This window comes from Mesorhizobium sp. W016, assembly GCF_054719485.1.
On sequence record NZ_JBTTIF010000002.1, the window covers coordinates 5,070,812 to 5,092,060 of the forward strand.

The following is a 21,249-nucleotide window of genomic DNA, read 5'->3' on the forward strand; positions in this document are numbered from 1 at the left end:
ATTCGCTACTCGGCCGCCGCCGACATATCGAGCTCGTGAAATTCACCGCGATAGGGCCGCGCCGTCGGCGGCAATTCGCGCTTGAGGAAATAATCCTCGTACCGCAGCTGCTTCAGCAGCACCGGCCAGACCTCGCGATAGGCATGCCACATGGACGGGTTCGCCGCCGGCAGGTCGTGCTTGACCAGCTCGTGCAGCCTCGGCAGCGCATGGTAGGGCACCATCGGAAACATGTGATGCTCGACGTGGTAATTCATGTTCCAGTAGATGAAGCGGCTGACCGGGTTCATGTAGACGGTGCGCGTGTTCAGCCGGTGGTCGACGACATTGTCGGCCAACCCGATATGCTGCAGCAGGCCGGTCAGAACCATGTGCCAGCTGCCATAAAAACGCGGCAGGCCGATCAGCACCAGCGGCAGCCATGAACCCAGCGCGATCGCGAGGGCGATCGTCGCAACGTACACGGCGACATGCCAGCGCGCCGCCGTGATGGCCTTGCCCTGTTCGGTCTCAGGAATGTAGCTCTTTTCGTCGTCCGACAGCTTGCCCAACGCCTGGCGCGCCAGGATCGGCAGCGAATAACGGAAATCGAGAATGCCGGTGAAGGCAAGCGCCGCCTTGACCAGATTTGGCGGCCGCATTACCGCGATCTCGGCGTCACGGCCGACGATGATCGTGTCGGTGTGATGCCGCGCATGGCTCCAGCGCCATTGCACCGGATTGCGCACCACCATGAAGCTGGCGATTTCGTAGATCGCATCGTTCATCCAGCGTGTGCGGAAGGCGGTGCCATGGCCGCATTCGTGCCAGCGCGAATCGCTCGACGATCCATAGAGCACGCCATAGACGAGCAGGAACGGCACCACCCACCACGTGCCCCAGAACCACACGATGCCGGCGGCCGAGCCCAGGATGGCTGCGATCCAGATCACCGTATCGCGGATCGCCGGCCCGTCGGAGCGCTGCATCATTTCCTTCATTGCCTTGCGCGGCACGTCGGTGTGATACCACTCGGCCGAGGCCAGCCCGGTCTCGATCGCCCGGCGGGTGCTTTCGCCGACCAGGCCGTAATCGCGCTTTGTCTTGGCCGTCGCCATCACCGTCTCGCCCTGCCCTTAGAGACCGTTGGCGCGGAATTTCCCGTCGAGGAATGTCTTTGCGCGCGGCACGTCGTCCTCGGTCAGATGCTCGATGATAACAGGGATGTTCGGGTGCTTCTCACTGAGCCGCTTCAGATAGAGGTCGTAGTTGAGCGAGCCGAGACCGGGCGCCGGCAATTCGATCTCGCCGACGCCGCGGAAGGTCAGCCCCTCATGCGCATCCGCATCGCCGATATCGGCATGCTTTTCCGTCTTGTCGCTGCCGGAGCGTTTCACATCCTTGGCATGCGCGATCCGGATCTTGTCGGCCAGCGTGTCGAATACCTGGTTCAGCACCTGGTCCATGCGGTCGATATTGTGCGCCTCGAAATAATTGGTCGGATCCATCAGCAGGCCGAGGCCCGGATGGTCGACCTGCGCGAACATTTTGACCGTCTCCTCGACCGAACCGACGACATTGTTGACATAAGTTTCGAGCAGGAACACCGCGCCGTGGTCGTAAGCCGTCTGGGCAAGGTCCGAGATCACCTTGCGGCATTCCTCGAAGCCTTCCTCGGTCTTGTTCCTGGGGTGATGCACCCAGTCGGATTCGGTGTTGTAGGTTCCGGTCTCCGAGATCACGTAGGGCGAGCCGAAGGCGCGCGCATTGCGGATGATTTCCTTGAGATAGCCGACGCGCTTGTCGCGCTCGGATTTGTCGGGATGAATGATGTTGGTGTAGCCCGAGATGCAGCAGACCGGCAGATTGTGGTCGCGAAACGTGTCGCGCACTGTCCTCGCCTTGTCCCCGGTGATCTGCCCGGCCGTGAGATCGACATCCCTGAAATGCATGTCGAGCTGCACTGTGTTGAAGCCGAGTGCGCGGATGCGGCGGGCGGCCTCCGCGAGCTCGTAGGGGAAATAGCCGGTGAATATACCTGCCTGCATCATGATGTGACTCCTCCCGGTAAGCGATTCAGCCGCCACACTATTCGGCGGGCATGTTCAGTCGATCGATATCTCGGACAGTTTGACGGTGCGGCCTTGCGCCATCGAGCGATAGCCCGCCTCGACCAGCGCCATCGTCTTGACGTTGTCGGCCACCGATAATGCCGGCGGCGTGCCGGTCTTCAAGGCGTGCTGCAGTTGCTCCATGACGCCGATGAAGGCATGCGGGAACCACATCGTGTCCCAGCTCGGGCTGACCCACTTGCCATCCGTCGTCTCGGTCGAGGCATAGGTCAGCGTCGAGGCCACGCCTTTCGGCCAGCCGATCGTGCCTTTGGCGACACCGTTGGTGCCGTCGACGCGCCAGTTGATGTGCTGGTCGTCCAGATAGCCCTCCTGACGTGGGCCGGACCAGACATCCTCCAGCGACACGGCGAGCACGCCGGAGGGAAAGCGCAGCGTCGAGATGGTGATGCCGTCGGTATGTTCGAATGTCGTGCGCGGGTCCTTGCGTGTCAGCGTGGTGATTTCCGAGGGATCGCCGAACAGGAAGCGCAGCACGTCGAGATGATGCACGCTCATATTGGCGAGCGTCAGCCGGTCGTAGTCCTGAAGGAAGGTCTGCCAGTGCGGGATCGCATGCATGTCGATCTGCGCGAAGACGATGTCGCCCAGCGCGCCGCTGTCGATGATCTGCTTCAGGACGCGCATCGACTGGTCGTAGCGCATGTTCTGGTTGACCGAGAGGATCTTGCCGGACTTTGCGGCTTCGTCGCGCAGTTTCACGGCTTCATCGACCGACAGCGCCAGCGGCTTCTGCGCCAGGATCGCCTTGATGTGAGGCTGCTTCAGCGCATGGCGGATCAATGCCGGCTGCTGGTCGGGTGGAAAGGCAAGGTCGACGATCTCGATCTCGGGATTCTCGATCAGTTGTTCCGGCGTGTCGTGGATGGTCGGAATGCTCCAGCGTGCAGCTACCTTCTCGGCGCTGGCCTTGGTGCGCGAAGCGATGGCGACGACTGGGAAACCGGCCTGCGCATAGGCGGCAAGATGGCATTCGGCCATGATCATGCCGGCGCCGATGCAACCGATCCGGTATCCGCTAGTGCGAACCCTCACATCCGGCTCGAAACCCTGGCCTGCCATCCATTCCTCCCTGGAGGACGGATATAACGCCATGGCCCGTCGATCAGCCAAGGTCCGCTCCATCAATTCCCATCAGAACGATGCCGGGGTGACGGTGCGAACTAGTTAGCGGCAATCAGCACAGTGCTTTCCGGCGACCAGCTGAGCATTACATTCTGGCCCTCGGCCAGCCGGTCACTGCCGGTATTCTGGACGATGACTTTCAACGTCTGGCCGGCGCGCTCGACCAAATAGGTGCTGTTGTTGCCGGCGAAGATGCGCTTGGAGACTTGCCCCTTCAGCGTGTTGGCATTGCCGCTCGATGCCCCGGCATCGGTGGCGATACGAATGCGTTCGGGTCGCACGGCGCAGCTGGCCTTTGTGCCGGCGGCAAGCCGACCACCCACCCCGGCGGCAATCGCCGTGCCATCAGGCAGCCGGATGCCGTTGCCGGTCGCATCGCCGCGAAGGATATTGGCGTCACCGAGGAAGGTGGCGGCGAATTCGCTCTTCGGCCGGTCGTAGATTTCCTCCGGCGGCCCTTCCTGCACGAGCCTGCCGTCCCGCAATATGCCGATGCGGTCGCTCATCGTCAGCGCCTCTTCCTGGTCGTGGGTGACGAAGATGGTGGTGATGCCGATCTCGCGCTGGATGCGCTTCAGCTCGATCTGCATGTCGACGCGCAGCGCCTTGTCGAGCGCGCCGAGCGGCTCGTCGAGCAACAGCACGCGCGGCTTGGTGACGATGGCGCGCGCCAGCGCCACACGCTGGCGTTGGCCGCCGGAGAGCTGGTGCGGCCGGCGCTCGCCGAGCTTGCCGAGCTGAACCAGATCGAGCGCGCGCTGCACTTCGGTGGCGATCGTCGCTTTCGTTTCGCCGCGCACCGACAGGCCGAAGGCGACATTATCGGCGACGCTCATATTGGGAAACAGCGCATAGTTCTGGAACACCATGCCGATGCGTCGCTTTTCGACCGGCACGCGTTCCACACTCTCACCGCCAATGGTGATGCGGCCAGTATCGGGAAAGTCGAAGCCGGCGATCTGGCGCAGCAGCGTGGTCTTGCCGCTGCCCGAGGGGCCAAGCAGCCCATAGAAACCGCCATCGGCGAAATCGATGGAGACGTCGTCCAGCGCCTTGTGCGCGCCAAAACTGCGGGAGACGTTCGATACCTGCACGCCGGCCATTATTTCTCTCCGCCGAATTTGAAGAAGCGCGCCGTGAGCAGCATCAGCGCCATCGACACGACGATGATGATGGTCGAGACCGCGTTGATCTCGGGCGTGAAACCCTTGCGGATCGCGGCGTAGATTTCGACCGGCAGCGTCGTCTGGCCCGGCGTCGCCAGGAAGTAGGAGACGACGAACTGGTCGAACGACACGGCAAATGCGAACAAGCCGCCGGCAATGACGCCGGGCATGATCCACGGCAGCGTCACACGCCTCGTCACTTGCCACTGGTTGGCGCCGAGCGAGCGCGCCGCCTCTTCCAGCTCCGGTGCAAAAGTCTGCAGCCGGGCCGAGACGACGACGATGACATAGGGCAGCGCTAGCGCCACATGGCCGAGCAGGATGGCGAACAGGCCGCGGCCAATGCCGACGCCGAAGAAGAAGATCAGCATCGCCGTGCCGGTGATCAGCCACGGAATGGCGATTGGCGGAAACAGCAGCGCCTGCAGCACTTTCTTGCCGCGGAAATCATAGCGGAACAGCGCCAGCGAAGCGGCCGAGCCAAGCACCACTGAGATGAGCGTGGTGATGACCGCGATCTTGAGGCTGTTCCAGGTGGCCGCGATCAGCTGGTCGTTCTGCCAGAGCGAGGCATACCATTCCGTCGTCCATTCGAACGGCAATTGGTAGAAGGGCGAGACGTTGAACGACATCAGCGCCATGATGATGATCGGCAGATAGAGGAAGGCGAGCAGCAGTCCGATGTAGAAGCGGCCTAGTCCTTCGAGGATGCGGGTCGTCATCATCAAGCAGCCCTCCGCAGCACCGGCGAGGCAACCGCCAGGATCACCAGCACCACCGCCAGCAGGATGAAGGAAAGCGCCGCCCCCAGCGGCCAGTTGAAGACGGCGACGAACTGGTCCTCGATCACCGTGCCGTAGAACGTGCCGGTGCGGCCGCCGAGGATGCGCGGCTCCATGAACGAGCCCGACGACCGGCACGAAGATCAGTGCCGCACCTGCCACCAGGCCGGGCATAGACAGCGGGATGATCACCCGCTTCAGCACCTGCAGCCGCGAGGCGCCGAGCGAACGTCCGGCCTCGATCAGCGAGTCGTCGATGGCCTGCAAAGTGAGATAACAGGTCAGCACCATATAGGGCACGTAGGAGTGCACCAGGCCGATGATGATTGCGGGATAGGAATACATCAGGTCGATGTTGATCTTGAACGGCAGCACGGCGTTGAGCGCCGTGTCGAGGATGCCGCCCTCGCGCAGCACCATCGCCCAGGAGAAGATGCGCACCAGCCCGTTCGACCAGAACGGCAGGATGACCAGCAGGAAGATCGCCTCGCGGCTGCGCCCCTTCAGCACCTTGGCCAGCACATAGGCGGCGGGGTAGCCGATGACGACGCACCACAAAGTCACTTCGAGGCCGAGCCGCAGCGAAGCGAGCAGCAGCGTCAGGTACAGGCTCTGCGAGAAGAAGGCGGCGTAATTGCCAAGGGTGAACGCCCACGGCTTTCCCGACAGCGGCAGGTCGGTCATGAAGGAGAAGAATACCATGGCCGAGAGCGGCAGGAAGATCGCCACCGTCAGCCAGAGATAGGCCGGCGCCAGCAGCGGCAGGGCCGATCTCAGCCCGCTGCGCGACGCGACCGCACCCTGTACTGCCATGATACCCTCCTCCCCAGGATTGAAGGGCCAGCCGGCGCCAACCGCCGGCTGGTCCGGACGTGAGCGTTACTTCACGTCGACTTTGAGCTGCTGCCACAGCGCCAGATAGGCCTCGCGCTGCGCGTCGGTGATCGGCGCCTGGAACTGGATGCGCTTGGCCACCTCGGGATCGCCCATCACCTTGCGGTTGAAGGAGTCTTCAGGCAGCGCTTCCACCGCCTTGGTGTTGGCCGACACCGGCGCGCCGACCTTGGTGACCCATTCGACATAGAATTTCGGATCGATCATCCAGTTGATGAAGGCCTGCGCACCCTCGACATTCTTCGAGCCCACGGGAATAGAGAACGCGTCGAGCCAGGCGACGGCGCCTTCCTGCGGAACGACCAGCGAGACCGGCAGCTTGAAATGCGTCTTGGCACGGTCGGCCGAGCCGCTCCAATAGGTGCCGATGTCGATCTGGTTGGAGGCGACCATCTGGTTCCAGTCGTTCTCCGAGCTCCAGAACGTCTTGATCTGCGGCATCAGCGAGGTCAGCTTCGCCTTGACCGCTTCCATATCGTTGATGTCGTTGATATTCTGACCGGTGGCGATGGCGCCGAACTGCACCGCTTCGACAGCGTCGTCGCGAATGACGACCCGGCCCTTATGCGCTGGGTCCCACATTTCGGCGATCGAGGTCGGTGGCTTGTCGAAGGACTTTTCGTTGATTGCCAGCGCCGTCAGGCCCCACACCCACGGCACGCCATAGACCTTGCCGTCATGGTCGAGCATCGGCGATTGCGCCTTGTCCTTGCTGATGTCGGCATAGTTCGGCAGCTTCGAGACATCGATCGGCTGGATCAGCTTTTCCGCCATCGCCTGATCGTTGAAGGCGGCGTTGATCATGACCACGTCATAGAGGCCCGGATTGGTGCGGATCTTGGTCAGCATTTCCTGTTCGGAATTGAAGAAGTCGTTGACGACCTTGTTGCCGGTCGCCTTTTCGAAGGCTTCGATCGCCCACGGCTCGTCGGCGCCGTAGCCCTTCCAGTTGAGCACATGCACTTCGGCGGCACTGGCGGCCAGCGTGAGCGCGGAGGTGATGACGGCGGTCGCCGTCAGCAGGGCAGTCAGTCTTGGCATGCGCATGTTCGTTCCTCTCTTGTTTGCCCGCTTGGCGGGTCAGGCTGTCTGATGGGCCTTCTGGTTCTGGCCCGGCTCGCCCGTGGCGGCCTGGCTCAGGAAAGTCTGGATCTCGCTGTCGGTCGGCGCCGATGACCCGCCATGGCGGGTGACGGAAAGTGCTGCCGCCGCATTGGCATAGCGCGCCGCCTCGAACGGATGCACGCCGCGCGAGAGTGCACTGACGAAACCGCCGATATGGGTGTCGCCGGCGCCATTGGTGTCGATGGCATCGACCTTGAAGCCGGCAATGGTCTGCGTCTCGCCATTGACCAACCTCACGAAACAGCCCTTGGCGCCGGCGCGGATAACGACGCCTTCGGCCTTTGGGCAGTGGTCGGCGAGCAGCCGGGCGGCGAGTGCCTCGACATCGCCTTGCCCAGCGATCTCGACCGCTTCCGTCATGTTGCAGCTCAGCCATGTCGTACGGGCAAGCACCCGCGACAGGATGGGACGTGGGATATCCGCGATGACCGGCGTTGGATCGAAAACGAAGGGAATGTTTTCTGGCAGCGCCTCGATCCAGTCGGTCAGCGCGTTGTGGCTTCCGAGATAGCTCAGCGTGTAGCCCGACGTGAACACCCAATCATCAGGCGCGACCACCACGGGCCTCATCATCTCGAGGCTGAGAATGCTCTCCGCACCGGGCCACGACACGAAGGTGCGCTCGGCATCCCCGGAGATCATGGCGACGCAATTGCCGCTGTCCATGACCGGCGATGGCGACGTCAGCGTTATGATGCCTTCGGCCGCAAACGCTGCGCGCAAAAAATCGCCATTCGGTCCGCTGCCGAGCTGGCCGCCGAACACCACCGTCATGCCGGTGCGGCTGGCCGCGACCATCATGTTGAAGCCGCCGCCGGCGACCTGCGCAAAGCTCGACGCGGTCTTCTCGCAGCCCGGCGCCGGCAAGGCGTCGATGCGGTAGACATAGTCGACGACGGCGCTGCCGATATGGACCAGACGCCCACTCATGCCGCGGCATCCTTGCTGGCCTTTGCCGTGCGCGCCGCGACGAGGTCTTCGGCAAGCGAGCGCACCTCCCCCATATCTATGCCGACGAGCCCGGCAATGTGTTGTTGCGGCAGTTGCGAAAAGCCGACGCAGGCGCCGGCCATGCCTGAGGCAATCGCGCCGATCGTGTCGGTGTCGCCGCCGAGATTGGCGCTGATGATTGCCGCTTGCCAGGGATCGCCCTGCGCGACTTCAAGCACGGCGAAAGCTGCCGGCACGGACTCCTGGCTGGCCACACCGGTGCCGACGAGATCGGTGATGAGCCCGATCGCATCCCGCATGGTCTTGCCGCGCACGAGCTCCTGCGCCCAGGCGATACGCGCGGCGATATCGCCACCAGTCACCCAATGTCCGAGCCGGGCGCCTCGCCGCGCGGCTGCTACCGCGCTGTCGGAAGCGGCACGCCAGTCGCCACCGGCGACGCCGTGGCTGGCGGCGGCGGCAACTGCTGCGGCCGAAGCGATGGCGATCGAGGTGTTGTGCGTGGCACGGCAAGTTTCGGCCACCTTGGCGACGAAAGCGTCGAGCGGTTCCAGCGGCATCATGATGCCGACCGGCGCGATGCGCATGGCCGCGCCATTGGTGTCGCCCCGGCTTCCCGCCTCTTCCGCCGGCACGCCGTCATTGATGGCGTCGATGGCGCGCTTGGTCGATGGCCCCAGCAGATCGTAGCTGCCGCGCGCCTTGACCTCGCGTTCCCAGTCGAGCAGCGCATTGACCCAGCGCGCATGGTCGAAGCGGTCACCGGACTCGACCAGGATACGACCAAGCAGCAGCGCCTGTTCGGTGTCGTCGGTGATGGTGCCGGCCACGAGCCCCTTCGACACCGGATGGTCGGCGAAGGGCGCGACGAAATCTTCGACATGGCCGTAGAATTCGGCAATGCGGGCCGGCGACAGAAGCTGCGTCGGCATGCCCAGCGCATCGCCCAGCGCCCCGCCGACAAGCGCGCCCAGCGCGCGATCGAGAATGGCGCTTTCCGGCATCGCTCAAAACCTCATATGCAGCGCGAAATGCGCCGGGTTGAGCAGACTGGTGACATATTCGATCGGCCGGTCATCGGCCGCACGCGTCAGCCGGCGGCCGCGCAAAAAGGGCGTGCCTTGCGGGCAACCGAGAATGGCGGCGTCTTCGGCGTTGAGCATCTCGATGCCGACCCATTCCTCGCCATGGTCGGGAATGAGCCCGGCGCCACGCAGCGTTTGGTGCAGCGAGCCTTCGCGCAGGCCGCGCAGCGGCACGTCCTCCAGTTCGGGCGACAGCGGCAGGCGGCTGCGTTCGATGGAGATCGCATGGCCGTCGCTGGCATTGGTGCGCACCCGGTCGACGGCGATGAAGAACGGGCTTTCGATGCCAAGCAGCGCGGCAAGATCGGCATCCTCGATCACTTCAAGCCGCAGCGTCCGCGTTTCGGCATTGGCGCCGGCATTGGCCAGCGCCCGCGACCAGCCAATGCTGTCATCGACCGGCTTGCCGTCGAAAGTGACGAAGGAGCCGATGCCGACCTTGGTCGTGATCAGCCCACGGCTGGACAACTCCTCGAGGCCCTTGCGGACCGTGTTGCGGCTGACGGAAAAGCGCTGGACGAGTTCGTTCTCGCTTTGCAGGCGGTCGCCGAAGCCAAGCACGCCGGAGCGGATCTCATGTTCGAGAACGGTGGCGATCTGCTCGGGCTTGCCCGTGCCGGGAGAAAGTTGAACCGCGCGCCGCTTCATATGGGTACCTGTTCAGTAAACCTGTATAGTCCTGTTCGATATTGGAGTTGAAGGGCGACGTCAACGATATATTTGGATTCACGCATATGCGTTGTGCTCAGCTGCCCCGGGCATCGTTTGTTCGCATGGCGACGCTAACCGCGCAGGGCGTCGCGTCTCCGAGACAGAGCGGGGGCAGCGCTTCCCTCAGGCGATTAGCCTTGCGCTCACACGAAGAAAAATTCCTCAATCCGTTGCTTGGCCGTCCGCAGCGCTGGCAGGATATCCCGCTCCATCGCCTCGACGGAGAACCGCGCCGACTGCGTCGAGACGTTGATCGCCGCCACGGTCTTGCCGGCGCGGTCATAGATCGGCACCGCTATCGAGCGCAGGCCAAGTTCCAGCTCTTCATTGACGACGGCAAAGCCATCCGCCCTCGCCGCGTCGATGGCCTTGGCCAGCGCGGCGCGGCTGGTGATCGTCTTCGGCGTGCGCCGTTCGATCCTCGCCTCTGCAAGCAAGGCCTTCAGCTCATCCGCGCCCAGCCCCGCAAGCAGGACGCGCCCCATCGAGGTGCAATGCGCCGGCAGCCTGGTGCCGACATCGAGCGAAACGCTGAGGATGCGGCGGCCAGGAATGCGCGCGACATAGACGACTTCCTCGCCCGACAGCACCGCCGCGTTACAGGCCTCGTCGAATTGGCCCGCGACGTCGCGCATGATGGATGCCGCGAATGTCCACAGCGAGGCGCCGCCGAGCCAAGAGCGCACGATGGCGAGCAGGCGCGGCGACAGCGAAAACAGCCGGCCGGATTGCGTGGCATAGCCGGTGGCGGTCAGCGTCAGCAGGAAGCGCCGCGCGCCGGCGCGGGTCAGCCCCGCCTCCTCCGCCATTTCGGTCAATGTCATGCCGGCCGGATGGCGTGCCAGTATCTCCATGACCGCAAGGCCGCGCTCCAGCGAGCCGACATGGTCGCGCGTCTTTGCCTTGTCCTCCATGCGGCCTCCGCAAGACAATGCGCCGCCTTGACTCGTCTCGGCGGCGCGATGTAAAAATATCTCATACAAAACAAGTGTTCGCAATACGAACTTTTTGGACTCCGGAGTTCTTGGCGATGGTCAAATTCCTGCCGCTCAAACAGGCCGTGGCCGAGAACCTGCATGATGGCGATACGGTCGCCTTCGAGGGCTTCACCCATCTGATCCCGACGGCGGCGGCGCACGAAGCCATCCGCCAGGGATTTCGCGACCTGACATTGATCCGCATGACTCCTGACCTGATCTACGACCAGATGATCGGCATGGGCATGGCGAAGAAGATCATCTTCTCCTATGTCGGCAATCCCGGCGTCGGCCTGTTGCGCCGCGCCCGCGACGCCATCGAGAACGGCTTCCCCCGGTCGATCGAGATCGAGGAGCACAGCCATGCCGGCATGGCCAACGCCTACGAGGCGGGAGCTGCCGGCCTGCCTTGCGCGGTGTTCCGCGGCTATCGCGGCGCCGGGCTGGCGGCAGTCAATCCCAACATCCGCTCGGTCACCTGCCCGTTCACCGGCGAGGTGCTTGCCGCCGTTCCTTCCATCCGACCGGACGTGACCTTCATCCACGCTCAGAAGGCCGACAAAAAAGGCAATGTGCTGGTCGAAGGCATTATCGGCATCCAGAAGGAAGCGGTGCTCGCGGCCAAGCGCGCCGTGGTGACGGTAGAGGAAGTCGTCGACAATTTCGACGACCTGCATCCCAACCTCACCGTGCTGCCGCGCTGGATCATCGCTGCGATCTCGGTGGTATCAGGCGGTTCGCATCCCTCCTACACGCACGGCTACTATGCCAGGGACAACGCCGCCTATCTCGAATGGGACGAGATCGCCGCCGACCGTGAAAAATTCCAGGCCTGGATGCAGGCCAATGTCATCGAACGCTCGGCCGACGATTTCGCGGCCCGCGTCGAACATCTGAGGAGCGCGGCATGAGCGGCTTCACCCCCAACGAGATGATGACGATTGCCGCCAGCCGCGCGCTGAAGAACGACGATGTCTGCTTCGTCGGCATCGGTGCGCCGTCCGCCGCCTGCAACGTCGCGCGGCTGACGCATGCGCCCGACATCACGCTGATCTATGAAAGCGGCACCATCGGCACCGCGCCCGATGTTTTGCCGCTGTCGATCGGTGACGGCGAACTTTGCGACACCGCCGTCACGACCGTCTCGGTGCCGGAGATGTTTCGTTACTGGCTGCAGGGCGGCCGCATTTCGATCGGTTTCCTCGGTGCCGCCCAGCTCGACAAGTTCGGCAACATCAACACCACTATCATCGGCGACTATGCGCATCCCAAGACCCGCCTGCCCGGCGGCGGCGGCGCGCCCGAGATCGCCACCTCGTCGAAGGAGATCTACATCACCATGGCGCAGTCCAAGCGAGGCATGGTCGAGAAGATCGACTTCTTCACCTCCTTCGGCCATGGCGATGGCGGCGACCATCGCCAGCGCCTCGGCATCGAGACATCAGGGCCGACGCTGCTGATCACCGACCTTGCCATCTGGAAGCCAGATCCGGTGAGCAAGGAATTCACCGTGGTGTCGTTGCATCCCGGCTCGACGCGGCTTGAGGTGCAGGACAGCTGTGGCTGGATCGTAAAGTTCGCCGAGGCGCTTGACGAAACGCCGGCGCCGACGGAACTCGAGCTGACGACATTGCGTGACCTGCAGGCCCGCACCAAGGCGGCGCATGAGGGAAGCGGTAAAGAAAAGGCCGCATGACATGACCGAGGCATTCATCTGCGATTACATCCGCACCCCGATCGGCCGTTTCGGCGGCTCGCTGTCGTCGGTGCGGGCCGACGATCTTGGCGCCATCCCGCTGAAGGCGCTGGTCGAGCGCAATGCCGGCATCGACTGGCAGGCTGTCGACGACGTCGTCTATGGCTGCGCCAATCAGGCCGGCGAGGACAACCGCAATGTAGCCCGCATGTCGCTGCTCCTGGCCGGACTGCCGAAGGAAATTTCAGGCTCGACCGTCAATCGCCTCTGCGGTTCCGGCATGGATGCGCTCACCATTGCCGCCCGCGCCATCAAGGCGGGCGAAGCCGAGTTGATGATCGCCGGCGGCGTCGAATCGATGAGCCGCGCGCCCTTCGTCATGCCCAAGGCCGAGACAGCCTTTTCGCGCCACGCCGAGATCCACGACACCACGATTGGCTGGCGCTTCATCAACCCGCTGATGAAGAAACACTATGGCGTCGATTCCATGCCGGAGACCGGCGAGAACGTCGCCGAGGATTTTTCAGTGTCGCGCGCCGACCAGGACGCCTTTGCCGTGCGCAGCCAGGACAAGGCCGTCGCGGCACAGGCCAATGGCCGGCTGGCGAAGGAGATCACCCCGGTGACGGTCCCGCAGAAAAAGGGCGATGCGATTATGGTATCGAAGGATGAGCATCCGCGCGCCGGCACCACGGTCGAGTCGCTGGCCAAATTGCCGACGCCGTTCCGCCAGGGCGGCACCGTCACCGCCGGCAACGCGTCCGGCGTCAATGACGGCGCGGCAGCGCTGATCATCGCCTCCGAGGCGGCTGTGAAAAAATACGGCCTGACGCCGATCGCCCGCGTCCTCGGCGGCGCTGCTGCCGGCGTGGCGCCACGCATCATGGGCATCGGCCCTGCCCCGGCGACACAAAAGCTCTGCGCCCGCCTCGGCCTGACACCGCACCAATTCGATGTCATCGAACTCAACGAAGCCTTCGCCTCCCAAGGGATCGCCGTGCTCCGTCAACTCGGCATCTCCGAGAATGCGGAGCACGTCAATCCGAATGGCGGCGCCATCGCGCTTGGTCATCCCTTGGGCATGTCGGGCGCGCGTATCACTGGCACCGCGGCACTGGAACTGCGCGAGCGCAGCGCCCGCTATGCGCTGGCCACCATGTGCATCGGCGTCGGCCAGGGCATCGCGGTGGCGCTCGAACGGGTTTGAGTTTGCACCGCCCTAATAGGGCAAACCGACATAGTTTTCAGCCAGCGCGGTCGACGCCGCTTGCGAATGCACGAGATAGTCGAGCTCGGCTTCCTGGATGCGCTGGCCGAACTCGCCCGTATCGGGAAAGCGGTGCAGCATCGTCGTCATCCACCAGGAGAAGCGCACCGCCTTCCACACTCTGGCCAGCGCCTTGGCTGAATAAGCGTCGAGCCCGCTTGGTGATTTGTCCAGATAGAATTCGCGAAGCCCGGCAAAGAGATAGCGCACGTCGCTGGCGGCAAGGTTGAGCCCCTTGGCGCCCGTCGGCGGCACGATATGGGCGGCGTCGCCGACCAGGAACAGCCGGCCAAAGCGCATCGGTTCGGCAACGAAGGAACGCAGCGGCGCGATGGACTTTTCGAAGGATGGTCCGGTAACGACGGCGGCTGCGGTCTGTTCCGGCAGGCGACTGCGCAATTCGTCCCAGAAGCGACCGTCGCTCCAGGCGTCGACCTGTTCGTCAGCCGGGACCTGCACATAGTAGCGGCTGCGATGCGTCGACCGCATCGAGCACAGCGCAAAGCCCCGCTCATGGTTGGCGTAGACCAGTTCGTGATCGGCCGGCGGCACTTCGGCCAGCACGCCGAGCCAGCCGAAGGGATAGGTCCGCTCGAAGGTTTTCAGCGCCCGCTCGGGCGCCGATTTGCGGCTGACGCCGTGATAGCCGTCGCATCCGGCGATGAAGTCGCAGTCGATGCGATGGCCGACGCCGTCCTTGCTATAGGTGACGTAAGGCGCCTCGCCATCGAAACCATGCAGCGCGACGTTGGCCGCCTCATAGACGGTGGTCAGTCCGGCCGCCTCGCGCTTGTCCATCAGATCGTGCGTCACTTCGGTCTGGCCATAGACGGTGACATGCTTGCCGCCAGTCAGTGCCGTGAGGTCGAGCCGGTGCAGGCCGCCGCCGAAGGCAAGCGAGATGCCGCCATGCAGCAGGCCCTCGGCATGCAGCCTTGCAGCTGCGCCCGCCTCTTCGAGCAACTCGACGGTGCCTTGTTCGAGCACCCCTGCCCGCACCCGGCCAAGCACATGCTCCCGGCTCGAACGTTCGAGGATCACCGTCTCGACGCCAATGGTGCCGAGAAGCTGGCCAAGCAGCAGCCCGGACGGTCCGGAGCCGACAATGACAATCCGGGTGCGCATCAGTGTCCCAGGCTTTCGATCTGTCCGGCGAGTTCGGCGGCGAGCCGTAGCGCAGCCGCGGTCGCAACCGCCATCTGCGGCAAGAGCAGCCATTCCAGCGTCCAGGCAGCACCGGAGCGCTCCTGCTCATGCACCAGCGCCTGATGCATGCCGGAAAGCTGGGTGGCGTTGAAGCGCGCCAGCGTCACCAGCACTTCCGCCTTCACCGGGTTCTGCTTGTGCGGCATGGCCGACGAGCCGCCGCCGCCGGACAGCTTGATGTCGGTTCTATCTTGAGCCATCAGCGCAATGTCCTGGCCGAACTTGCCGAGGCTGCCGGTGATGAGCGATAGCAGCCCGGCGAATTCGGCCAGCGCATCCCGCTGGCTGTGCCATTGCGGCGCGTCGCCAAGGCCGAGCTTTGCGGCAAGGGCCGCGCGCACGGCAGGTCCTTTGTCGCCCAGCTTCTCCAACGTGCCGGCGGCGCCGCCAAACTGCACCACGAGCAGACGCTTGGATTGCTCCGACAGTCTCTGCTGATGCCGTTGCAGCGGCGTGCGCCACACCGCCACGCGGTCCGACGCCTGAATTGGGATCGCCGGCTGCATGCGCGTCATCGCTGTCAATGCACGGCTGCCAAAACGTTCTTCCAGCCCCACCAGCCGCAGAATGTTTTCAGTCAGCAGCAGGTCGAGATGTTCAATGAGCCGGCGCAGCCGAAGCACCAGGCCAGTGTCGATGACGTCCTGGCTGGTTGCGCCGAAATGCACGCCGGCGTCGTGCGGCGCCCCGACCGCTGCCTTCAACTGGCGCACCAGTTCGGGCACGATCACGCCATCCTTCGCCACACCGGCCCGCAGCCGCGCGGTGTCCGGCTTGTATGACAACAGGACAGGTACAATCGCCGCGGCGGCATCCGTGCCGATAGTCCCGCTTTCGGCTTCCGCTTGCGCCAGCGCGCGCTCGAAATCGAGCATGGCGGCGATTTCCGCATCCACCGAAAAATGCCGAGCCGCCTCCTCGTCGCCGAGCAGGCCGGAGAGCAGCGGATGGTCGAAGGGCGATACGGTCATGTCATTGGTCTCCTAGCTGTCGAAGAAGACCGTTTCCTTCTCCCCTTGGAGATGGACGTCGAAAATATAGTTGTCGCCTTGCCGCTCGGCGATCAGCGTCGGCACTCGCACCTTGTGCTCGATGCGGGCCAGGATCGGATCCTCGGCATTGGCCTTGGCCTCGTCTGAGAAATAGAGCCGCGTATGTAGGCCGATATTGATGCCGCGCGCGACGATCCACAAGCTGATATGCGGCGCCATCAGCCGCCCGTCGCCATACGGCACGCGTCCCGGCTTGATCGTCTGAAAACTGCACAGGCCGGTTTCCATGTCGGTCGGCTGACGGCCCCAGCCCTGAAAATCCGGATCGGCATCGCCGCGCAGTTCGGCCGGCGAATTGTAGAAGCCATTGGCATCCGCTTGCCAGATTTCGATCAAGGCATCCCTGAGCGGCGTGCCGGTGCCGTCGAGCACGCGAATGCGCAAACCAACGCGGTCGCCCTTGGCGTTGTCGTTGAGCATCGTGGCGCCCAAGTCTGTCGGGTAGACGCCGCCGATACCACCGAAATTCGGCGTCAGCCCGATATGCACGTAAGGCCCGGCGGTCTGCGACGGGCTCTCCTTCAGCCGGGTCAGCGCCTGCGCCATCAATTTCCCTCCGGCCGGTTTTCGAACAGCGAGGCGCGACGCCCGCGCAGCACGATGTCGAACTTGTAGGCGCGCGCATCGAACGGGATCGTCGCCTGCATGTCGAGCGCGGCGACCAGCGTTTCGATCGCCGCCCTGTCGCGGATACCGCGCACGATCGGGCACCGCCAGATCAGCGGGTCGCCCTCGAAATACATCTGCGTGATCAGCCGCTGTGCGAAGCCGTGGCCGAACACCGAAAAATGGATGTGCGACGGCCGCCAGTCATTGGGCCCGTTCGGCCAGGGATAGGGACCTGGCTTCACCGTGCGAAAGGCATAACCGCCATCGGCATCGGTGATGGTGCGGCCGCAGCCGCCGAAATTCGGATCGAGCGGCGCGAGATAGCCGTCCTTCTTGTGGCGGTAGCGGCCGCCTGAATTGGCCTGCCAGAATTCGAGCAGCGCGCCGGAGACGCCCTGGCCGCGCTCGTCGAGCACGCGGCCATAGACGATGATACGCTCGCCGATGGCGCTCTCGCCGGGCTTGGCGAAGTTGTGGATCAGGTCATTGTCGAGTTCGCCCAGCATGGCGTGGCCGAACACCGGACCGGTGATTTCCGACGCCGTGTTGTCGAAGGCCAGCAGCGCCTTTTGCGGCGAGCGCAGCACTGACGTCTTGTAGTCGGGCGTCAGCGCCGGCGGATGCCAGCCGCGGTCGCGCTGGAAGAAGGCGCCGCTCTCGGGCCTGCGGTTCGAGCCGGCATCAGCTGGCATGGCCAGCCCTGCTTCCGTCCATTTCCGAAAACACCTCCTTGGCGATCCTGAAGGCGCGGTTGGCGGCCGGCACGCCGGCATAGATCGCGACATGCAGGAACGCTTCGCAGATATCGTCGCGCGACGCACCGGTGTTGGCGGTGGCGCGCACATGCATGGCGACCTCTTCATCATGGCCAAGGGCGGCCAGCAGTGCCAGCGTCACGATCGAGCGTTCGCGCCTGCTGAAGCCCGGACGCGTCCACACAGTGCCCCAGGCTGCCTCGGTGATCAGCTCCTGGAACGGCCGGTCGAAATCGGTGACGGCATCCTCGCTGCGATCGACATGCGGGTCGCCGAGCACCGAGCGCCTGACGGTCAGCCCGGTCTGGTATCTGGTTTCGTTTTTGGGCAGTTCATCCATGGGTCTGCTTTCTCAGGGGAAGCGCCGCGACGAAATCGCGGATCAGGGTGGTCAGCGCCTCGGGCTGTTCGACGCAAGGGATGTGCGCGGCGTCACGAATGATTTCGAAATGTGCGCCTGGGATCAGATCGGCCAGCCAGCGGACGAGATCCGGCGGCGTCGAGCCGTCCTGGTCGCCAACGACGCAAAGCGTGGGCACCGCGATCGCCTGCGCAGCCTCGGTAAAATCGGCATCGCGCACCGCGGCGCAGGTGCCGACATAGCCGGCGACGGCTTGCCGGGTCATCATGTTCCAGTAACCGTCGAGCTCGGCGACACGGTCCGCGTGGAAGGCAGGCGTAAACCACATTTTGAGCACGGCATCGGCGATGGCCTGGATGCCTTTGCTTTCGACCGTTTCGATGCGGGTGCTCCAGCTGTCGGCCGTGCCGATCTTGTGGGCGGTGTCGCACAGGATGAGGCCGTCGACGATTTCGGGGCGCCGGGCATAAAACCCTTGCGCAATCAGGCCGCCCACCGACAGGCCGCACAGCACCGCATTGTTCAGTTCGAAATGATCGATCAGGCCCGACAGATCATCGACATGCTCGTCGATCGAGCTGACGCCACCAATGTCGGACAGGCCATGGCCGCGCTTGTCGTAGACCAACGCAGGCATTTCACCACCCAGTTCGGACAACACCTCGTCCCAGATGCGGAAGTCGGTGCCCAGCGAATTGATGAACACGATCGGCCGCGCATTTCCCTTCGCCTTGATGTGGCGATGGTGCAGCGTGATGCCGCCAATGTTGACGAATGGCACGATTTCGATCCTCCGTGTTCACATTGCACAAGGCATTTGGTTTGGTAAAATGATATTTTACGCCGTTTCGTTAACTGCTAGGTTATGAGAACATGTCCGAAAGCCGCATAAGGTTCCGTCACCTGCAGGCATTCCTTGAGGTAGCGCGGCAAGGCAGCGTGGCGAGGGCGGCCGACTTTCTCCATGTCAGCCCACCGGCCGTGACCAAGACGCTGCGCGAACTGGAGGAGGCGCTTGGCATCGCTGTCGTCGAACGCGACGGCCGCGGCATCAGGGTGACGCGGCTTGGCGAAATCTTTCTCGGCCATGCCGGCACGGCGATCACGGCACTGAAGCGCGGCGTCAATTCCGTCCGCCAGGACGGCGCCATCAACCGGCATCCGATCCGCATCGGCGCGCTCCCGACAGTGTCGGCCAAGGTGATGCCACGCGCCATAAGCCTGTTCCTGAGTGAAAATACCGGTGCTGCGATCAAGATCGTCACCGGCGAGAACGCGGTCCTGCTGGAACAGTTGCGCGTCGGTGCGCTCGATCTCGTCGTCGGCCGGCTTGCGGCGCCGGAAAACATGACCGGCTTCTTCTTCGAGCATCTCTATTCCGAACCGGTGCTGTTCGTGGTGAGGGCCGGCCATCCGCTGCTGCAGCCGGGCCAGGACATCTTCGCCCGGCTCGATGAATTCCCGGTGCTGATGCCGACGCGGGAGTCGGTCATCCGCCCCTTCGTCGACCGCCTGTTCATCACCAACGGCATGACGGCGCCTGCGACCGAGATCGAGACCGTCTCGGATTCCTTCGGCCGTGCCTTCCTGCGCCAAAGCAATGCGGTCTGGATCATATCGACAGGCGTCGTCGCCAACGAACTCTCCAGCGGCGCCTTCGTCGCCTTGCCCGTCAACACCGAGGAAACCAAAGGGCCGGTCGGCCTGACGATGCGGACCGACACTGCGCCTTCGCCGGCCTTCACCATCCTGCTGCAGACCATTCGCGAGGCGGCCAGCCAGAACGCCTGAGCACCTTTCGCCAATCTGGCGCAGAGCGGGCCTTCAGCCGTATTTCCATAACCTGTTGGTTAACGAAACACCGCAAAATATCATTTTACCAAACCAAACACCTAGGGCACTGTGACGATGGGAGGATCGAAATCGTGCCGTTATCGGCATTGGCGGCGTTCCGCTGCCGCCTCAAGGCCTGCCGGGGCGATCTCCGATCTTAAGAACGGGCGGCATCGATTTTGAGCAGGCCGGCGGTGACCTCCAGGTGCCGTCAGGAAAGGGAGGAATACCAGCATGACCTCAAGCAAATCCGGCGTCTCGCGGCGCCAGTTCATCGCCACATCGCTCGCCGGCGGCGCGGCACTTGCGCTCAGCCGCGGCCAGGCATTCGCGCAGGCCGCCGACACGCTGAAGGTCGGCTTTGTCAGCCCGCGCACCGGGCCGCTCGCCGGCTTCGGCCAGACCGACGGCTATGTGCTCGATCTCGCCCGCAAGGCGCTCGCCAACGGCCTCGACATCGGCGGCAAGAAATACAGTGTCGAGATCATCGACCAGGACACGCAATCCGACCCGTCGCGCGCCGGCCAGCTCGCCAAGGACCTCATCAACAACCAGGCCGTCGACCTGATGCTGGCGGTGTCGACGCCGGAGGTGATCAACCCGGTCGCCGACGCCTGCGAAGCCGCCGGCGTGCCTTGCCTCTCCACCGTCATGCCGTGGGAGGCCTGGTATTTCGGCCGCGGCGCCAAGCCCGGCGAACCCTCGCCGTTCAAATGGACCTATCATTTCGGCTTCGGCGTCGACGAGTTCTTCCGGACCTACATCTCGCAATGGAACCTGATCGAGACCAACAAGAAGGTCGGCGTCATGTATCCCAACGACGCAGACGGCAATGCCATCCGCACCCATCTGGCGCCGTTGCTGGCAAAGCAGGGTTTCACCATCGTCGATCCCGGCGCCTACGAGACCGGCACCACCGACTATTCCTCGCAGATCGCGCTGTTCAAGCAGGAAGGCGTCGAGATCTTCAACTCCTTCCCGATCCCGCCGGACTTCGCCGCCTTCTGGCGTCAGGCTGCACAGCAAGGCCTGATCAAGCAGATCAAGATCTGCCAGGTCGCCAAGACCGGATTGTTCCCGTCCGACATCGAGGCGCTGGGCGATCTCGGCAACAAGATTTCGAGCGCCGCTTACTGGCACAAGGCCTTTCCCTACAAGTCGCCGCTGACCGGCGTTTCGGGAATCGAACTGGCCGACGGTTATGAGGCCGCCAGCGGCAAGCAATGGACGCAGCAGCTCGGCGCCTCGATGTCGCTGCTCGACGCCGGCTTCGAGGCGCTGAAGGCAAGCACCGACGCCAAGGACAAGGCGGCCGTCGCCAAGGCGCTGAGCACGCTCAACACCGAGACCATGATCGGCAAGGTCGACTTCACCAGCGGCCCGGTCGCCAATGTCTCTCCCGGCCCGATCATCGGCACCCAATGGGTGGCGGCCAAGGAAGGCGGCAAATTCCCGCTCGACTACGTCGTGACCGAGAACGCCACCGACCCGAAGGTTCCGGTCGAGGCCAAGCTCCAGCCGTATAACGGCTGACGGACGGCTA

At 63.9% G+C, this 21,249-nt stretch carries 21 protein-coding genes and 1 pseudogene; 5 read left to right on the plus strand and 17 right to left on the minus strand.

From position 1 onward, the window contains the following. Positions 1-5: 5 nt before the first annotated feature. From ACYG9V_RS25055 to ACYG9V_RS25105, 11 genes and pseudogenes are all read right to left on the minus strand, one after another. Positions 6-1,097, minus strand: a complete 1,092-nt coding sequence (locus tag ACYG9V_RS25055; RefSeq protein WP_023712101.1) for a fatty acid desaturase family protein — start codon at positions 1,095-1,097, stop codon at positions 6-8. Positions 1,098-1,115: 18 nt separating this feature from the next. Beyond that, positions 1,116-2,030 (minus strand): sugar phosphate isomerase/epimerase family protein, encoded by a 915-nt coding sequence (locus ACYG9V_RS25060; protein WP_352763116.1) that lies wholly within the window; start codon positions 2,028-2,030, stop codon positions 1,116-1,118. Between the two features lie 54 nt (positions 2,031-2,084). After that, positions 2,085-3,173 (minus strand): Gfo/Idh/MocA family protein, encoded by a 1,089-nt coding sequence (locus ACYG9V_RS25065; RefSeq protein ID WP_352629231.1) that lies wholly within the window; start codon positions 3,171-3,173, stop codon positions 2,085-2,087. A 101-nt stretch (positions 3,174-3,274) separates the two neighbouring features. Further along, positions 3,275-4,339, minus strand: coding sequence for an ABC transporter ATP-binding protein (locus ACYG9V_RS25070; protein ID WP_352763117.1), 1,065 nt, complete (start codon positions 4,337-4,339; stop codon positions 3,275-3,277). Continuing rightward, a complete protein-coding gene (locus ACYG9V_RS25075; RefSeq protein WP_023685259.1) occupies positions 4,339-5,127 on the minus strand; it encodes an ABC transporter permease in 789 nt (262 codons plus the stop codon). The genes ACYG9V_RS25070 and ACYG9V_RS25075 overlap by 1 nt, the downstream gene beginning before the upstream one ends. Then, positions 5,127-5,997, minus strand: a pseudogene (locus tag ACYG9V_RS25080) (ABC transporter permease). The gene ACYG9V_RS25075 and the pseudogene ACYG9V_RS25080 overlap by 1 nt, the downstream one beginning before the upstream one ends. A 66-nt stretch (positions 5,998-6,063) precedes the next feature. Continuing rightward, positions 6,064-7,125 (minus strand): ABC transporter substrate-binding protein, encoded by a 1,062-nt coding sequence (locus ACYG9V_RS25085; RefSeq protein WP_352763119.1) that lies wholly within the window; start codon positions 7,123-7,125, stop codon positions 6,064-6,066. Between the two features lie 33 nt (positions 7,126-7,158). Next, positions 7,159-8,133 carry a PfkB family carbohydrate kinase gene (locus tag ACYG9V_RS25090; protein ID WP_352763120.1) on the minus strand — a complete coding sequence of 325 codons (975 nt, stop codon included), beginning with the start codon at positions 8,131-8,133 and terminating at the stop codon, positions 7,159-7,161. Continuing rightward, on the minus strand, positions 8,130-9,158 hold the full coding sequence (locus ACYG9V_RS25095; protein WP_352763122.1) for an ADP-ribosylglycohydrolase family protein: 1,029 nt from the start codon (positions 9,156-9,158) through the stop codon (positions 8,130-8,132). Before ACYG9V_RS25095 ends, ACYG9V_RS25090 begins: the two co-directional genes overlap by 4 nt. A 3-nt stretch (positions 9,159-9,161) precedes the next feature. Then, complete coding sequence (locus ACYG9V_RS25100) at positions 9,162-9,887, minus strand: GntR family transcriptional regulator (protein ID WP_023687928.1); 726 nt, start codon at positions 9,885-9,887, stop codon at positions 9,162-9,164. Positions 9,888-10,093: 206 nt separating this feature from the next. After that, complete coding sequence (locus ACYG9V_RS25105) at positions 10,094-10,864, minus strand: IclR family transcriptional regulator domain-containing protein (protein ID WP_023754406.1); 771 nt, start codon at positions 10,862-10,864, stop codon at positions 10,094-10,096. A gap of 116 nt (positions 10,865-10,980) precedes the next feature. On the opposite strand from ACYG9V_RS25105, the gene ACYG9V_RS25110 reads away from it, so the two are divergent. The 3 genes from ACYG9V_RS25110 to pcaF are packed head-to-tail and all read left to right on the plus strand — an operon-like array spanning position 10,981 to position 13,830. Further along, entirely contained in the window at positions 10,981-11,838 is an 858-nt protein-coding gene (locus tag ACYG9V_RS25110; RefSeq protein WP_023754407.1) for a CoA transferase subunit A, read from the plus strand. Then, positions 11,835-12,623 (plus strand): CoA-transferase subunit beta, encoded by a 789-nt coding sequence (locus ACYG9V_RS25115; RefSeq protein ID WP_023754408.1) that lies wholly within the window; start codon positions 11,835-11,837, stop codon positions 12,621-12,623. The genes ACYG9V_RS25110 and ACYG9V_RS25115 overlap by 4 nt, the downstream gene beginning before the upstream one ends. A gap of 1 nt (position 12,624) precedes the next feature. Further along, the gene (pcaF, locus tag ACYG9V_RS25120) at positions 12,625-13,830 is read left to right on the plus strand and encodes a 3-oxoadipyl-CoA thiolase (protein WP_023754409.1); all 1,206 of its coding nucleotides are present in this window, start codon (positions 12,625-12,627) and stop codon (positions 13,828-13,830) included. Between the two features lie 12 nt (positions 13,831-13,842). On the opposite strand, the gene pobA is transcribed toward pcaF, so the two are convergent. The 6 genes from pobA to pcaD are packed head-to-tail and all read right to left on the minus strand — an operon-like array spanning position 13,843 to position 18,654. After that, positions 13,843-15,015: a 4-hydroxybenzoate 3-monooxygenase gene (pobA, locus tag ACYG9V_RS25125; protein ID WP_352763123.1), complete on the minus strand. Its 1,173-nt coding sequence runs from the start codon at positions 15,013-15,015 to the stop codon at positions 13,843-13,845. After that, a complete protein-coding gene (locus ACYG9V_RS25130; RefSeq protein WP_023685270.1) occupies positions 15,015-16,067 on the minus strand; it encodes a 3-carboxy-cis,cis-muconate cycloisomerase in 1,053 nt (350 codons plus the stop codon). Before ACYG9V_RS25130 ends, pobA begins: the two co-directional genes overlap by 1 nt. Positions 16,068-16,079: 12 nt before the next feature. Beyond that, positions 16,080-16,694: a protocatechuate 3,4-dioxygenase subunit alpha gene (pcaG, locus tag ACYG9V_RS25135; protein WP_352763125.1), complete on the minus strand. Its 615-nt coding sequence runs from the start codon at positions 16,692-16,694 to the stop codon at positions 16,080-16,082. After that, the gene (pcaH, locus tag ACYG9V_RS25140) at positions 16,694-17,449 is read right to left on the minus strand and encodes a protocatechuate 3,4-dioxygenase subunit beta (RefSeq protein WP_023744539.1); all 756 of its coding nucleotides are present in this window, start codon (positions 17,447-17,449) and stop codon (positions 16,694-16,696) included. The genes pcaG and pcaH overlap by 1 nt, the downstream gene beginning before the upstream one ends. Further along, positions 17,439-17,852 (minus strand): 4-carboxymuconolactone decarboxylase, encoded by a 414-nt coding sequence (gene pcaC, locus ACYG9V_RS25145; RefSeq protein WP_023714835.1) that lies wholly within the window; start codon positions 17,850-17,852, stop codon positions 17,439-17,441. Before pcaC ends, pcaH begins: the two co-directional genes overlap by 11 nt. Continuing rightward, positions 17,845-18,654: a 3-oxoadipate enol-lactonase gene (pcaD, locus tag ACYG9V_RS25150; protein ID WP_352763127.1), complete on the minus strand. Its 810-nt coding sequence runs from the start codon at positions 18,652-18,654 to the stop codon at positions 17,845-17,847. The genes pcaC and pcaD overlap by 8 nt, the downstream gene beginning before the upstream one ends. 92 nt (positions 18,655-18,746) lie before the next feature. On the opposite strand from pcaD, the gene pcaQ reads away from it, so the two are divergent. Both pcaQ and ACYG9V_RS25160 read left to right on the plus strand, forming a co-directional pair. Beyond that, the gene (pcaQ, locus tag ACYG9V_RS25155; protein ID WP_460222027.1) at positions 18,747-19,664 is read left to right on the plus strand and encodes a pca operon transcription factor PcaQ; all 918 of its coding nucleotides are present in this window, start codon (positions 18,747-18,749) and stop codon (positions 19,662-19,664) included. 276 nt (positions 19,665-19,940) lie between these two features. Beyond that, positions 19,941-21,239 carry an ABC transporter substrate-binding protein gene (locus ACYG9V_RS25160; protein ID WP_023733161.1) on the plus strand — a complete coding sequence of 433 codons (1,299 nt, stop codon included), beginning with the start codon at positions 19,941-19,943 and terminating at the stop codon, positions 21,237-21,239. Positions 21,240-21,249: the final 10 nt, after the last annotated feature.